This is a genomic window from Nonomuraea sp. NPDC049486 (genome assembly GCF_040676925.1).
In the GTDB taxonomy this organism is placed as follows: domain Bacteria; phylum Actinomycetota; class Actinomycetes; order Streptosporangiales; family Streptosporangiaceae; genus Nonomuraea; species Nonomuraea ferruginea.
Window position 1 is genome coordinate 364,909 of sequence record NZ_JBFAPV010000007.1, and the last position, 13,996, is coordinate 378,904.

17 protein-coding genes are annotated in these 13,996 nt (G+C 73.7%); 6 read left to right on the plus strand and 11 right to left on the minus strand.

Features of this window, described 5'->3' with window-relative positions:
- The first annotated feature begins 17 nt into the window (after positions 1-17).
- Positions 18-656, plus strand: a complete 639-nt coding sequence (locus tag AB0K05_RS22625) for a hypothetical protein (RefSeq protein ID WP_219543847.1) — start codon at positions 18-20, stop codon at positions 654-656.
- Here the strand turns inward: AB0K05_RS22625 and AB0K05_RS22630 are convergent.
- Positions 619-1,971 (minus strand): NAD(P)/FAD-dependent oxidoreductase, encoded by a 1,353-nt coding sequence (locus AB0K05_RS22630; RefSeq protein ID WP_271278607.1) that lies wholly within the window; start codon positions 1,969-1,971, stop codon positions 619-621. The genes AB0K05_RS22625 and AB0K05_RS22630 overlap by 38 nt on opposite strands.
- A 121-nt stretch (positions 1,972-2,092) precedes the next feature.
- Between AB0K05_RS22630 and AB0K05_RS22635 the strand changes: the two genes are divergently transcribed.
- Entirely contained in the window at positions 2,093-2,995 is a 903-nt protein-coding gene (locus tag AB0K05_RS22635; RefSeq protein WP_271278608.1) for a hypothetical protein, read from the plus strand.
- A 72-nt stretch (positions 2,996-3,067) separates the two neighbouring features.
- Here the strand turns inward: AB0K05_RS22635 and AB0K05_RS22640 are convergent, their stop codons facing one another.
- From AB0K05_RS22640 to AB0K05_RS22660, 5 genes are all read right to left on the minus strand, one after another.
- Positions 3,068-3,430: a hypothetical protein gene (locus tag AB0K05_RS22640; RefSeq protein ID WP_271278609.1), complete on the minus strand. Its 363-nt coding sequence runs from the start codon at positions 3,428-3,430 to the stop codon at positions 3,068-3,070.
- A 34-nt stretch (positions 3,431-3,464) separates the two neighbouring features.
- Positions 3,465-3,920, minus strand: coding sequence for a hypothetical protein (locus tag AB0K05_RS22645; RefSeq protein ID WP_271278610.1), 456 nt, complete (start codon positions 3,918-3,920; stop codon positions 3,465-3,467).
- 47 nt (positions 3,921-3,967) lie between these two features.
- Positions 3,968-4,240 carry a DUF3040 domain-containing protein gene (locus AB0K05_RS22650; protein WP_187280983.1) on the minus strand — a complete coding sequence of 91 codons (273 nt, stop codon included), beginning with the start codon at positions 4,238-4,240 and terminating at the stop codon, positions 3,968-3,970.
- A 229-nt stretch (positions 4,241-4,469) separates the two neighbouring features.
- Positions 4,470-5,627, minus strand: coding sequence for a hypothetical protein (locus AB0K05_RS22655; RefSeq protein ID WP_364231338.1), 1,158 nt, complete (start codon positions 5,625-5,627; stop codon positions 4,470-4,472).
- Positions 5,624-6,013, minus strand: a complete 390-nt coding sequence (locus tag AB0K05_RS22660) for a GntR family transcriptional regulator (protein ID WP_148029703.1) — start codon at positions 6,011-6,013, stop codon at positions 5,624-5,626. Before AB0K05_RS22660 ends, AB0K05_RS22655 begins: the two co-directional genes overlap by 4 nt.
- A 56-nt stretch (positions 6,014-6,069) precedes the next feature.
- Between AB0K05_RS22660 and AB0K05_RS22665 the strand changes: the two genes are divergently transcribed.
- Genes AB0K05_RS22665 through AB0K05_RS22675 form a run of 3 tightly spaced genes read left to right on the plus strand, consistent with a single transcriptional unit; the run spans position 6,070 to position 8,098 of the window.
- Entirely contained in the window at positions 6,070-6,426 is a 357-nt protein-coding gene (locus AB0K05_RS22665; protein WP_271278612.1) for a hypothetical protein, read from the plus strand.
- Entirely contained in the window at positions 6,423-7,304 is an 882-nt protein-coding gene (locus AB0K05_RS22670) for an ATP-binding cassette domain-containing protein (protein ID WP_271278613.1), read from the plus strand. Before AB0K05_RS22665 ends, AB0K05_RS22670 begins: the two co-directional genes overlap by 4 nt.
- Positions 7,301-8,098 carry an ABC transporter permease gene (locus AB0K05_RS22675; protein ID WP_271278614.1) on the plus strand — a complete coding sequence of 266 codons (798 nt, stop codon included), beginning with the start codon at positions 7,301-7,303 and terminating at the stop codon, positions 8,096-8,098. The genes AB0K05_RS22670 and AB0K05_RS22675 overlap by 4 nt, the downstream gene beginning before the upstream one ends.
- 98 nt (positions 8,099-8,196) lie before the next feature.
- Here AB0K05_RS22675 and AB0K05_RS22680 read toward each other — a convergent pair whose 3' ends face one another.
- Positions 8,197-9,783, minus strand: coding sequence for a hypothetical protein (locus AB0K05_RS22680; protein ID WP_364231342.1), 1,587 nt, complete (start codon positions 9,781-9,783; stop codon positions 8,197-8,199).
- A 103-nt stretch (positions 9,784-9,886) separates the two neighbouring features.
- Here AB0K05_RS22680 and AB0K05_RS22685 point away from each other — a divergent pair, with 103 nt between their 5' ends.
- The gene (locus AB0K05_RS22685) at positions 9,887-10,318 is read left to right on the plus strand and encodes a hypothetical protein (RefSeq protein ID WP_271278616.1); all 432 of its coding nucleotides are present in this window, start codon (positions 9,887-9,889) and stop codon (positions 10,316-10,318) included.
- 138 nt (positions 10,319-10,456) lie between these two features.
- Here AB0K05_RS22685 and AB0K05_RS22690 read toward each other — a convergent pair whose 3' ends face one another.
- From AB0K05_RS22690 to AB0K05_RS22705, 4 genes are all read right to left on the minus strand, one after another.
- Positions 10,457-10,864, minus strand: a complete 408-nt coding sequence (locus tag AB0K05_RS22690; RefSeq protein WP_271278617.1) for a hypothetical protein — start codon at positions 10,862-10,864, stop codon at positions 10,457-10,459.
- Between the two features lie 155 nt (positions 10,865-11,019).
- Positions 11,020-11,574: a GNAT family protein gene (locus AB0K05_RS22695; protein ID WP_364231345.1), complete on the minus strand. Its 555-nt coding sequence runs from the start codon at positions 11,572-11,574 to the stop codon at positions 11,020-11,022.
- Positions 11,575-11,627: 53 nt separating this feature from the next.
- Positions 11,628-12,371 (minus strand): SDR family oxidoreductase, encoded by a 744-nt coding sequence (locus tag AB0K05_RS22700; RefSeq protein ID WP_364231348.1) that lies wholly within the window; start codon positions 12,369-12,371, stop codon positions 11,628-11,630.
- Positions 12,372-12,432: 61 nt separating this feature from the next.
- A complete protein-coding gene (locus AB0K05_RS22705; protein WP_364231350.1) occupies positions 12,433-13,989 on the minus strand; it encodes an acyl--CoA ligase family protein in 1,557 nt (518 codons plus the stop codon).
- Between the last annotated feature and the right edge of the window lie 7 nt (positions 13,990-13,996).

A 13,996-nucleotide genomic window follows, 5' to 3' on the forward strand; every position in this document is an offset into this window, starting at 1 on the left:
GTGCCTAGGCTAGCCCCATGCTGACTCTCGACGAGGCGGTTGAGCTCACCCGGACGGGCGACCTGTGGATCTTCCGCGGCCGGACCGTCCCCGACCGGGCCATCCAGACCATGACCAACAGCCCGGTCAACCACGTGGGCATGGCGATCGTCATCGAGGACCTGCCGCCCATGATGTTCCACGCCGAGCTCGGCAAGTCGCTGCTCGACCTGTGGTCGGGCACCCACCACCGCGGCGTGCAGCTGCACGACCTGCGCGACGCGGTGACGGTCTGGGCCGACCGCTACGGCCAGCGCGCGTGGCTGCGCCAGCTGGAGCCGCAGGCGACCCGCGAGATGGAGGACGCCGCGCTGCGCGCGGTGGCCCGGCTCGACGGCACCCCGTTCCCGTCGACCGCCAGGCTGGCGGCCCGCTGGGTGGGCGGCCGGCTGCCGCGCCCGCGCCGGGTCGCGGGGGAGCGGGCGCTGGAGAACGCCTACTGCGCCGAGGTGGTGGCCGTCACCTACCAGGAGATGGGGCTGCTGCCGCCGGGCCGCAGGCCCAACTGGTACGACCCGGGCCGGTTCTGGAGCGGCGACGACCTCGACCTGCTCGGCGACCACAAGCTCGGCAAGGAGATCACGGTCGGGATCCCGCTGGCTCCTCGGTCACGCTGATCCGGCGCGCGCGCGGCGTGATCGGCATGTGCTCCAGGTCCTCCAGCGTGCCGGGGGTGTCCTTGAGGAAGTCGAGCCTGATCAGGTCGTCGGGGGCCATCATGTTGAGCAGCCAGTCGCCGCTCACGCGCAGCCGAGAGCGGCCCGACGGCGTCGTCAGCAGGTGATAGCCGCGGGTGACGAGCTGCGCCAGCGGCCCCTTGAGGTCGATCCCGAACGGCCTGGCCACCGCGTCCGAGCCGCCGAGGTCGACCACCAGGCCGAGGTCGCGGTGACGATACTCACGCAGCTTGCCGCCGCGCAGGGCCGCCAGCACGTTCCGCGCCGCGGTCCTCGCCTGCCGGTGGGCGTGCTGCGCGGTCGGCGCGCAGGGCGTCCCCGGCTCGGCCGTCAGGTCGGGCACCGCCGCGGCGTCGCCCAGCCCGAACACGCCGTCGCAGCCCGGCACCCTCAGATCGGCGCCCACGACCAGGCGGCCCTTGACCGTCTCGGTGCCGAGGCTGGACACCACCGGCCTGGGCGTCACCCCCGCCGTCCAGATGACCGTGCGGGAGGGCAGCGTGGTGCCGTCGGTCAGCTTCGCGGTGTCCACGGTGATCCGGTCGAGCGTGACGCCGAGTCGCACCTCGACCCCGCGCTCCTCCAGCAGCCGCGTCGCCGCCGCGCCCAGCTCGGGGCCCAGCTCGGGCATCACCTTGGGCGCGATGTCGATCAGCGTCCAGCGCAGCAGCCCGGGGTCGAGCCGCGGGAAGCGGGCCATCGCCCGGCGGGTGACGAGCTGGAGCGTGGCCGCCGTCTCGACGCCCGAGTAGCCGGCGCCCACCACCACGAACCCGCACCGCGCGGCCCGCTCCTCCGGGTCATTGGAGGAGGCGGCCAGTTCGAGCTGGGCGATCGAGTGGTCGCGCAGGTAGACCGCCTCGGCCAGCGTCTTCATGCCGCGCGCGTACTCCTGCAGGCCCGGGATGTCGAACGTCCGCGTCATGCTGCCGGGGGCCAGCACGAGCACGTCGTACGGCACCCGCACCGGCTCGCCGTCGATCCTGAGGACGTCCACGGCGCGGGCGTCCAGGTCCACCTGGTGCGCCACGCCCGGCAGCAGCTTGCTGCGCCGCAGCCGCGTGTGCAGCGGCGTCACGATCGAGCGGGGCTGCAGCACCCCGCCGGCCACCTGTGGCAGCAGCGGGAGGTACAGCGTGTAGTCCTTCGGCGTGATCAGTACGATCTCCGCCTCGCCAGGCCTGAGCCAGCGCTCCAGAAGTTTCGCGCAGGTGTACCCGCCGAAGCCGGTGCCCACGATCGCTATGCGTGCCACGTGTAGCCCCTTCCGTGGACCGGAGCGGGCAAACCCGGGCGCGGTGAAAATCTGTTAGGTGGACCTGCGCTCGGAGGGCGGATTAACGGCGCTGTCCGGGCGAGCTCCTACGATACGGCGCATGACCTCGTTCGGATTCACGATCATCGCCGGCGGACCGTTCGACTTCGGCGCCTCGCTGCGCTTCGTCGAGGACTGGCCGGCGACCAGCGCCCTGCCCTCCGACGGGCGGGCGCTGCGGTTCGGGTTCTGCCCGGAGACCGACTGGCTGCCGATCGGCGTGTCCGTGACCGCCGCGCCGGGCGGGGTCGCCGTGGCCACGACGCGGCCGGTCGGCGCGGGGATCCGGGGCGAGGTCGCGCGCATCCTCTCCCTCGACGTGGACGGCTCGGGGTTCGCCGCGCTCGGCGAGGCCGACCCGGTGCTGGGCGACCTGCAGCGCCGCAGCCCCGGCCTGCGGCCGGTGTGCTTCTGGAGTCCGTGGGAGGCGGCGTGCTGGGCGGTGATCGTGCAGCGCTCGTCGATGCTCATCGCCGCCCGCATCAAGCAGCGCATCGCCGAGCGGTACGGGGCGACGGTCGCCGTGGACGGCCGCGAGCACGCCGTCTTCCCGCCGCCCGTGACGCTCCTGGAGGCCGGCGGCCTCGGCCTGCCCGCGCAGAAGGAGGAGCGGATCCGCGGCCTGGCCCGCGCCGCGCTCGACGGCGTCCTCACCGCCGAGCACCTGCGCTCCCTCGCCCCGGAGCAGGCCCTGGCCGAGCTGCGCGCCCTGCCCGGCGTGGGCCCGTTCTCCGCCGGGCTGATCCTGATCCGCGGCGCCGGCGCCCCCGACGCCTTCCCCGGCGACGAGCCCCGCCTGTTCGCGATCCTCCGCGAGGTGTACGGCCTGCCCGAGGACGCGCCCGCCGCGGCCTACCGGAAGCTGGCCGACCACTGGCGGCCCTACCGCTCGTGGGCCTCGTTCCTGTTCCGCGCGGCCACGTACCAGCCGGTGCGCGGAAACCCCGGCGACGAACCCCGCTGACAACCGTGGGAGGGAGGTCTGCGGCCTGTCGTACCTCCTGTGCGCGGAAATCCCGGCGATCAACCCCGCTGACTACCCGAAGGCGGGCGGGCCGCCTCCCGACCGGGAGCGGCGTACGCTCACCCGGATCAGGTAGCCCGCCGCTACCAGCGCCACGGCGGCCGGGACGAGCGCCGGCCACGGCATCCCGGCCAGCAGGGCCAGCACGGCCAGCACGACCCCGGCGAGCAGCACGAGCGCCGCGCCGAGCAGGCGGTAGCTCGACGCGTTCGAGGGCGGCGGGCTCTCGTCCCGGTCTCCCCGGCCGCCGCCGGGGACCTCGGGCACGCCGGTGTCGCTCACCACGCCGGAGCGGCTGACCTCCTCGGGAGGCGGCGGCTCGCGGAGCACGGGCGCGAAGAACTCGTCGTCGGGATCGTCGTCCTTCCTGTTCATCCCCGCCCCCTGCCCCCGGAGCGGCGGTTCACCGCTACGAAGGGCTCGGGCCCGCCCCGTCGACGATCTCGCGCCCCGCGACGGGCTCACGCAGCTTGACCAGCGTCTGCTTCTCGATCGCGATCTCCACGCACACCGGGTCGCGCACGTCCGGGTCCGAGCCCTCGTACAGCGTCACCTCGACCGTGTCCGTCCCGTACGAGACGTCCACCCGGTCGAGCACCCGGCACGGCGCCACGCCGGACGTCCACGTGACCAGCAGGCCGTGGCCGTCGCTCACCGGCTCGGCCGACGTCCAGGCGACCGGCAGGGGATCGACGGCGTCGCCGAGGGCGACCACGGGCTCGGCGGTGCGGCACGGCGCGGGAGACGGTTCGGCCGTCGGCGGCGGTGGCGTGGCGGCCGTGGTCGGCCCACCGGCGGTTGAGGCCCCGCAGCCTGCGAGGCCCAGGGCCAGCGCCGCGAGCCAGGCCGCCGTCCTCACCCTCATGACTGCCTCCTCGTGGCCTGGCAACCGGACGGTTGCCCGCGCGGCGACTACGGGCCGGTCTGGGACGTGCGGACCGCCGGATGATCGCAGCCGCTCCCGCCGCCCTGGCAGGCGTTCTGCGGGGCGGCCACGGTCATGACCACGCCGATCAGGAACACGACGTAGGCCACGATGGCGAGCACCCACCAGAAGGCCACCGGCACCTCCTTCGCGTGCCCCTGCTGGGACCCGGACAGGAGGGCGTCGAGGTCCGGATCGTCGAAGGCCAGCCGCTCCTCGATCTCCTGAAGCGTCTGGCGTTCCTCGTGTGAAAGGCCCATGGCGGTCACCCCCGCCCTCGCGTCTCCTTGCAGTATGCAACGTGCTCCCGGCGAGCAGGAAGCGTGGCCCCCCATCCACGGGCCGGCGCCCAGCCCTTGCGCTCGCCTTCCTCGGCCAGATCCTGTTGGGACAGGACGCGCTCGTCGGGACCGGGCGTGTCCGTGCCGTTCGTTCTCTGGGCAGGTGGTCCTTTCTGGCCGCCTGCCCAGCCCGGCCAAGGGGAAACCGTCACCACAGGCTGTGCCGCCGGGGCAGGTCGACGACGCCGGACAGCGAGAGCGCGCCGAGCACGAGGAGAGCGACCGCGAGGACGCCGAGCAGGAGCCAGGCGATCGGGTGCCCGAGGTTGAGCGTCCACGAGCCGGTCCCCAGGCGGGCGTGCACCAGCAGGGCGGGGTCGCGGCGGTTGGCGTAGACCGCGCCGGCCAGGAACCAGTGGCGGTCGTCGTCGCGCTGCTCGATCCCGGAATCCTCGTCCTCCTCGCCGGGCAGGGCGGGCAGGCGGTGCCCGGCCTGCCCGGCCTTGATCTCCCAGCCGACCCAGCCGGCCAGGAGCGCGACGAGCGGCACGTACGCGGCCACCTGCCAGCCGATGCCCGGCGTGACCACGTCCCACAGCTGGAGCGCCCCGACGAGCAGGCTCAGGTTGAGGCAGGCGGCGGCCAGCAGCGACATCGACGCGACGCCGCGCAGGTAGAGGCGGTAGCGGCGGGCCGACCCCCGAGGGCGGGCGGCGTCGAGGTCGGGACGGGCGCGCAGCACGACCACGACCAGCGCGACGACGACCACGAGGACCGCGACCTGGTAGAGCAGCGGCTCGAAGACCCGCAGCGGGGTCGTGGCCACGCGCTCCCCGGGGTCGATGGCGAACCCGAGGTAGAGCGGCAGCGTGGCGGGCAGCCCGCCCAGGCGTGACCAGCCGATGCCTCCGGTGATCAGCAAGACCCCCAGCGCGGGCAGCCCGTGCTTCCACGGCACCCGGACGGGATCGGTGCGGAAGGTGGTGTCGACGGTGACGCCCTGGCGGCGCCCGGCCGACCACGCGCCGGCCCGCTTGGCGGCGCTGACCCGGCGGTGGGCGAGGTAGTAGAGCAGCAGGTCCGCGACGATCACCGCCGACACCGTGACGGTGACCCCGGCCGCGTAGCCCGTGACGAGCAGCACGGGGACGGCCATCACGGCGGCGACCACGCCCACCACGATCACCAGGCGGGCGAAGCGGCGCCGCTGGCCGACCACGGCCGGATCGCCCGCGCGGTCGGCGGGCACCCGCACGCCGAAGGGCAGGGCCGGCCTGGCCAGCGCGGGCAGCGCCAGCATGAGGCAGGTGATCAGGGCGACGGAGACGAGCACGGAGACGAGCGCGGTGACGATGAACGGGGTCATGCCGGCTCTCCGAAGCCGTCCAGCATGGCCGCGCACCGGCGCAGCACGTCCTGACGGTCCATGCCGTGGACGGTGGCCTCGGCCAGTAGCACACGCATGCGTTCCTCCCAGTCTTCGGTGAAGGGGGCCTCGGGCGGGCCGCTGCCGGCGTCCCGCCGTACGACCGCGCCGCTCTTGCGGTTGATCCGGATGACGCCCTGCTGCCGCAGCAGGTCGTACGCCTTGTTCACCGTATGGAAGTTGACGCCGAAGTCGGCGGCGAGCTGGCGGGTGGAGGGCAGCGGGTCGCCTTCCCCGGCCTGCCTGCGGGCGATGGCCTCCACGATCCGGTCGCGGATCTGCTGGTAGATCGGGACCTCGCTGTCGAGGTCGAGGGTCAGGTGCACATCCGCAGTCTATCTGATATACAACTTATAGAACAGATAGTTGAGGAGGCACAAAGATGATGCACGTAGAAATCGGCCAGGGCACGCTGACCCTGCGTTTCGCCCCGTGGGCGCGGCTGTTCACCAGGACCGGCGTCGTGAGCGTGCCGCTGGCGGCCATCGCCGAGGTGCACCACCTCGACCGGCCGCTCGCCGCCCTCACCGGCTTCCACTCGGGCCTGCTCGTCTCCGGCGTCGTCAAGCTCGGCACGTGGACGTCCCCCGGCGGCGTCCGGCGCCTGGCCGCCGCCCGGCGCGAGGTCCCCGGCGTGCGCGTCGTGCTCAAGGACCGGGTGGCCGGCTATGACGAGCTGATCCTCGGCGTCCCCGACGCCCGGCGGCTCCACCACGACCTGACGGCGGCGCGGGCATGAAGGTCGAGGTGCGCGGCCTGACGAAGACGTTCGGGCCGGTCGCCGCCGTCACCGGCCTCAGCTTCGACGTCGCGCCCGGCGCCGTGACGGGCTTCCTCGGGCCCAACGGCGCCGGCAAGACCACCACCATGCGGATGATGCTCGACCTGGTCGCGCCCGGCTCCGGCACCGTCACCTACGCAGGCAGGCGCTACTCCGACCTGGCCAGGCCGTCGGCGACCGTCGGCGCCGTGCTGGACGGCGCGGGCTTCCACCCGGCCTGCACCGCCCGCGACCACCTGCGGATCTACGCCCGCATGGGCCGCCACGGCGCGGCCCGGGTCGCGGAGGTCGCCGACCTGACCGGGGTGTCGGCGTTCGGCGACCGCGCCACGCGCACCCTGTCCACCGGCATGCGGCAGCGGCTCAACCTCGCCACCGCGCTGCTCGGCGACCCCGGGGTGCTGCTGCTCGACGAGCCGGGCAACGGTCTCGACCCCGAGGGCATCGCCTGGCTGCGCGGGTTCCTGCGCGCCATGGCCGCTGAGGGCCGCACCGTCCTGGTCTCCAGCCACGTGCTCGGCGAGGTCGAGCATCTGGCCGACCACGTCGTGGTGATCCGCGACGGCCGGCTGGTCCTCGACCGGCCCATGGCCGAGCTGTACGGGAGCGCGGCGGTGGTGATCCACTCCCCGCAGGCGGAGCTGTTCGCGGCCCGGCTGGCGGAGCGCGGGACCCAGGTGGGCCAGCCGCGTCCCGGTGTCCTGCGTGTCCACGGCCTGACCACCGCCGAGATCGCCACCTTGGCGGCCTCGTACGGGGTGGTCCTGCACGAGATCACCCCCGAGCGCCCCACCCTCGAACAGACGTTCCTGCATCTCACCGGAGGTTCCCCATGATGACGCTGGTCGCGGCGGAGTGGACGCGCCTGACGAGCACCAGGCTCTGGCTGTGGGGCCTGCTGGCGGCGCTGGGCAGCGGGGCGCTCATCGGCCTGGCCGCGCTCGTCGGCCCGGAGAACTTCACCCCGCCGCTGCCCGGCCTCGAAACCGAGGAGGGCACCCGCGTCCTGCTCGGCCTGCTGGGCTTCACCGTGTTCGCCCCCGCTCTGCTCGGCACCAACGCCGTGGCCGCCGAGTACCGTCACGGGACCATCACCGCCACGGCGCTGTTCGCGCCCAGGCGCTGGACGTGGCTCGCCGCCAAGCTGGCGGCCTACACCGTCGCGGGGCTCGCCTACGGCTTGCTGGCCACGGCCGTGGCGGGCGGCGCGCTCCTCGGGGCGGCGGCGCTCAAGGGGGTCACCCTCGGGCTGCCCGTAGGCACCGTCGCGGTCCTGCTCGGCCGCATCGCCCTGACCATGGCGGTCTACACCCTGCTGGGGGTGGCGGTGGGCGCGCTCCTGCGCAACCAGGTGCTCGCGCTCCTCGCCGTCGGGGCGTACTTCTACATGGTCGAGACCGCGCTGATGCTCGTCCCGGGCGTCAAGGAGCTCTACCCCTTCCTGCCGGGCGGCGCCACGGCGGCGCTGACCGGATTCACCTATCTGTCGGAGGCCGTCGCCACCCAGACCGGCACCTCCGCCACGGCCCTGCTTCCGGCCGCGGCGGGCGGCGCCGTGCTGGTCGCCTACGCCCTGGTCGCGGCCGCCGTCGCCGTGGCGGCGCCGCTGCGGCGGGACATCGCGCGCTGACGACGTACGGGCGAGGAGAGCGGGAAGGCTGGATCCAAAAGAGTTTTGAGAAGGAAGCCCTCCCATGGCCTCGCGATCTTCACAGTACCAGGCGGGGATCAGGCGGGGATCAGCTCGTGCAGGGTCGCGGGCGTGACCACGCGCGTCCCCTCCGGCAGCTCCGCCGGCGCCGCCGGCCCGAGATAGGTGGTGTGCGCCGCCGAAGAGCCCTTGGCGCGCAGCCGGTCGGCCAGGTAGCGGACCGTCAGATACTCGCGCTCCACGATCGAGCGCACCAGCAGCGAGGCGGTGACCCGGTTGCCCTCCACCTGGTTGAAGTCCGGATATCCCTTCAGGTAGAGGTGCAGCCACTTCACCCGCCAGGCGCCGTCGCCGTCGCGCAGGAAGGCCAGGGGCAGCGCGACCCGGCCGGAGCCGCGCAGATCGGACTTCATCCGTACGGTGCGCGGCTCGAAAGGGAGGCCCCGCTGCTCGTCGTTCCTCGTCATGTAGCCGAAGAACGCCTCGGCGGCCTCGTCGAACGGTTCCCCCGCGTAGACGTGGACCTGGGGGATGATGATCGACCGGGTGGCGGCGGCGAGCCGGATGTCGACGAACTCCGACGCGCCTTCCGGCGCCTCCGTGAGGTCGCCGGAATACCGCGCGAAGCCACTGCTGTAGTTGGTCCACGACACGTGGATCTCGTCGCCGTACGAGTCGTCCAGCATGAGCGCGGACAGGTCGTAGTCGGTGCGGCGCGCGGCCTGGCGCCAGTGCACGAAGAACCGGAGCAGCTCGCCGTCCACCGGTGAGATCGAGCCGCGGGGCAGCATGCCGAGACCGGGCGCGACGGCCTTGCCCGACAGGGGCAGGGCCACGCCGAGCATGTCGGGGTCGACGATCAGCGCGCCGGGGTCCGGGAGGCGGCGGGTGATCTCCTCGTCCAGGAGGGCCAGCGCGTGCGCCAGCACCTTCCGGTCCAGCGGCGGGCGGGAGTCGGGCGTGGTGAAGGCCCGGCCGTGCCGGTTGGTGAAGACGCGGCCGGGGGTGGGGGACAGGCGGTTCTGCACGTGCTCGCGCAGCGACAGCAGCACGCGGCCGGACGCGTGCGCCGCGGCCCGCGCCGCCGCGTCCAGCACGTCCCGCGCGGACGGGCTGAGGCGCAGCAGGTGGTCCAGGCGGCGCAGCAGCGCGCCGGGCGCGTTGGCGAGCAGCGTGACGGCCTCGGCGGGGCGGCCCTCCGCCAGGGCGGCCTCGACCCGGCTGTCAAGGCTCGCGGCCTCGCGCGTACCCCTGGCCACCTCGAAGACCTGGGCGGCGCGCGGCAGCAGCGGGTACTCGTGCGGGTGCAGCCGCTCGCCGAGCCGCTTCCACCGCTCCCGGTGGCGTGGCACGTCGCCGAGCTTGGCGGGGGTGGCCACCGCGTCCAGGGCCCGCAGCAGCGCGCGGCGCTCGGCGCGGCGGAAGGACCGGAACCGCGTGGGGGTGGCCAGCGTGACGTCCCCGCCGGAAAGGGCGCAGGCCAGCCGGAGCACGTCGGTCACCGTGTCCACCAGCGGCGGTCGCCCGGCGGCCGGCCGCGCCTCGTTGAGCACGGCGCGGTTCTCGCGCACCGGGATGCGCTCCGGCTCGTCGGCGCAGCTCGCGGCCAGCAGGCGCAGCGCCGCCAGGTCCTCCTCGGCGAGAGGGGTCTCGGAGCCGGCCATCGAGAGGAACAGCGCGCGGGTCTCCTCCTCCAGGCCGCACCGTCACCCGGTCGGAGGCCAGCGGGACCAGCTCGGCGTGCGCGGCCAGCAGGTCGGCGTAGGTGTGCTGGTAGCGGCCGTACGCGGGGAAGTCCAGCAGGTCGACGATCTCCGGCCGCGCGCGCTCGGCGGTCACCGGGTCGAGCAGCGCCTGGCGGAGCAGGCCGGCCCAGAACTCCAGGGTGTCGGGCACGTTCCCGGGGAAGTCGACGAAGTAGGCGTTGTGGAGGACGTGGTCGCCGGCCAGGGTCCTGACCGCGGCGAGGACCCGTACGCCCAGATCCAGTACGGCCTCGCCGGGCAGTTGCGACAGTCGTCCGAGCAGGGCGGGCGAGCAGGTGAAGCCGACGGTCAGCAGCGCGGCGTCGAGCTGCCGGGCGGCGGCCTCTCCCCAGCCCGGGGCGGCGCCGGCGGGGGCGTCGACGGGGACGCGCAGGCGCCGGGCGATGACGAGGGCCTCCAAGTCGCTCACCGCTGCACTTTATCGGCGAACTGATCCACTTTCGTGGGGTTTTCGCCTGCCCAGCCCGGGTCCGGCCGTGGCCGGACCCGGGCGGGCTCAGGGCGGTGTGCGGTGATCAGCGCACTTGGAAGCAGGTGCGGTGATCAGCGCACTTGGAAGCAGGTGCGGTGATCAGCGCACTTCGAAGCAGGTGCGGCCCTTGGGACGCCAGCCGGATCCGACCTTCTCCCAGCCCTGCGCGCAGATCCTCGACCCGGCGGTGTAGTCGTCCACCCCGCTCCAGATCGCCGCCTGGGGCGGGGTGTGGTCGCCCCGCTGGATCGTGTGCCGGCCTTCGCGATGCAGGTCGATGTGCCCGGTCCAGGCGCCGGTGCGGCCGTCGTGGTAGGCCTCGGCGTAGGTGACGCGCAGCCCTTCGTTCACCACTTTCAGGCAGACCCCGGGGACGTCGGTCCGGTTGCTGCACGACTGGTGGTCGGCGTGCGCGGCGGGGGTCCCGGCGAGCAGCCCCGTCAGGAGCATCGCTCCCGCGAGGAGCCCCTTGGCGGCGGAGGACGCGGTGCGGGTACGGGTGTTCATCTCTGGATTCCTCCCTCGGTGTCCGGCGGCCGTTCCGCCGGACGGGAACCAGAGAAGCCGCCCGGCCGAGGTGTCCAACAGGGGCGCGGACGGACTCGAACGGAATCGATCCACTTCCGCGCCGATCCCGGACAGGGCGTCGCCACCGGGGCCGATCAGTCGCTCCAGCCGGCCCGCCACTCCGGCGCCAGCACCGACCAGACCTCCATGTCGTGCCGCCGGCCGCGGTAGGGGTAGCTCTCGCGCAGCACGCCGTCCTTGGTCATGCCGAGCCGCCGGGCGACGGCGATGCTGGCCGCGTTCTCCGACGAGACCACCCACTCCACGCGGTGGATGCCGCGCTCCTCGACGGCCCAGTCGATGATCGCCCGCACCGCCTTGGTCACCAGCCCCCGGCCGGCCGCCGACGGCTCCAGCCAGCAGCCCGCCTCGGCGGTGCCCTTCGGGACGTCCATCGTCCTGAACAGGACGCCGCCGGCCAGTTGGCCGTCCACCCAGATGCCGTAGACCCGCCCGGTGTCGGAGGCGGCCTTCTCCGCGTACGCCCGCAGGAACGCCAGGCTGGAATCCAGGTCCGTGACGGAGTCGGGGAGCCCGACGTACCGCCCGATGAACTCCCGGCCCCGGTCGATGTGGCTCAGGAACTCCCCGGCGTGCCAGGGCTCCAGCGGCCGCAGTTCCGCGCCGTCACCCAAGGAAACTGCGAACATTTCGCCCTCCATGCCCATATAACCGGAGAAATCCTCTCATGGGCGTGATCCTTTCAGGCCCGGTGGAGCTGCCCTCCGGGCCTGGTGACCACCAGCTCCGACACGACGGCCCTGGAGGAGAGCCGCGTCAGGCTCATCGCCAGCTCGGCCACGTCCGCCGTGCGGATCATGTCGGCGGGGTCGATCCGGTCGTGCACCCACGCGGACATGTCGGTGTCGACGTAACCGGGGCAGATGGCGGTGGCCGTGACGCCGTCGGCGGAGAGCTCCGCGTTCAGCGACCGGCACAGCGAGATGAGCGCCGCCTTCGAAGCCCCGTACGCGGCCAGGCCCGGCTCGGGGAAGGCCCCGGTGAGCGACGACAGCATGATGATCTTCACGCCGTGGTCCGGCCGTGCCGCCGCGGTCGCCCTGAGCGTCGGCAGCAGCGCCTGCACCAGCGTGTACGGGGCCCGGACGTTGACGGCGAACTGCTTGTCGAACCGGTGCAGGGGCGCGGTGTCCACCGGCCCCGCCGTGCCGACCCCCGCCGCCACCACCAGCACGTCGAGCCGCCCGTACGCGTCCTCGTGCGCCCTGGCGAGCCGTCGCACGTCGTCCTCGGCCGCCATGTCCGCGGGCTCGGCGCGGACGGCCGCCCCGAGCGCGGCGAGCCTGACGCCCGCGGCGGAGAGCGCGTCGCCGCCGCGAGCGCAGATGGTCAGGTCATGCCCGGCGGCGGCGAGGCGCTCGGCGATGGCGAGGCCGATGCCCCGGGAGGCGCCGGTCACCAGCGCCGCGGGCCTGGTCGTGGTCATGTGCGGATGCCCTCCTTGAGCGTGTGCGGCCCCGCCGCGACGAGGAGTGGCGTGCAGGAACTCATGGATGCTCCCCGCCCGCGCGGAGCACGTTCTTCTGGATCTTCCCCGTCGAGGTCTTGGGCAGTTCCCCGAAGACCACCTTCCTGGGCGCCTTGAAGCGGGCGATCCGCTCGCGGACGTACGCGATGACGTCGTCCTCGGTCACCGGGGGCGCCTCCGGCCGGAGCGCGACGAAGGCCACGGGCACCTGGCCCCACTTCTCGTCGGGCACGCCGACCACGGCCGACTCCAGCACGGACGGGTGACCGTCGAGGACCCGCTCCACCTCGACGGAGGCGATGTTCTCGCCGCCGGAGATGATGATGTCCTTGGACCGGTCGCGGATCTCCAGATAGCCGTCGGGGTGCCGCACGGCCAGGTCCCCGGTGCGCAGCCAGCCGCCGGCGTCCACCTCGGCGGTGGCCTGCTCGTCGCGGTAGTAGCCGAGCATCACGTCGTTGCCGCGGACCACGATCTCGCCCACCGTCTCGCCGTCGGCCGGCACGTCCGCGCCGGACCCGTCGACGACGCGCACCTGTTCCGCGATCACGTTGCCCACGCCCTGGCGGGCCTTGAGCTCGGCCTGCCCGCCGGCGGAGAGGGCGTCCCATTGCGGCTGCCACTGGTTGACGGCCACCGGTCCGAACGTCTCGGTGAGCCCGTACAGATGGGTGACCTCCATGCGCAGCCCGGCCATGCGGGCGAGCAGGGCCGGGGTCGGCGGCGCGCCGCCCGTCTGCACGCGCACGGTCCGGCCGAGCGGGGCGCCCGCCCGCGCCTCGGGCGCGTTCGCGATCATGGTGAGTACGGTCGGCGCGGCGCTGAAATGGGAGACGTCCTCCTCGCGCAGCAGCCGCCAGATCTCGGCCGGGTCCACGGCCCGCAGGCAGACGTGGGTGCCGCCGGCCGCGGTGACGGCCCAGGTGAAGCACCAGCCGTCGCAGTGGAACATGGGCAGCGTCCACAGGTAGGCGCTGGCGGGGCCGAGCCCGGCGTGGAACGCCATGGCCAGCGTCTGCAGGTAGGCGCCCCGGTGGTGGTACATGACCCCCTTCGGGCGCCCCGTGGTGCCGCTCGTGTAGTTGATCGCCAGCAGCCCGCGCTCGTCCTCGCAGGCCGCGAGACGGGGCTCGGCGGCGGCGAGCAGCTCTTCGTACTCGTCACCGGGGCCGCCCGCCAGGACGAGCCGGACCCCGGTCGCGGCGGCGACCTCGCGGGCACGCCCGGCCAGCTCGTCCGTGGCGACCAGGACGCGCGCGCCGGAGTGTTCGACGATGTGCGCCAGCTCCCCGGCCGACAGCCGGATGTTGAGCGGCACCAGCACCGCGCCGCGCATCGGCACCCCGTTGTGCAGCTCCAGCATCACGTGGCTGTTGACGCAGAGCGCCGCCACCCGGTCGCCGGGCTCGACGCCGAGATCCGCCAGCGCCCCGGTGAGCCGCCGCGCCCGATCGAGGAACTCACCGTACGTGAGCCGCCTGGCGCCGTCGATCACCGCGATCCGGTCGCGGAAGACGGCCCCGGACCGCTCCAGGAAGGCGGACGGCGTGAGCGGGGTGAACGTGAACGACGCCATGGCGGCG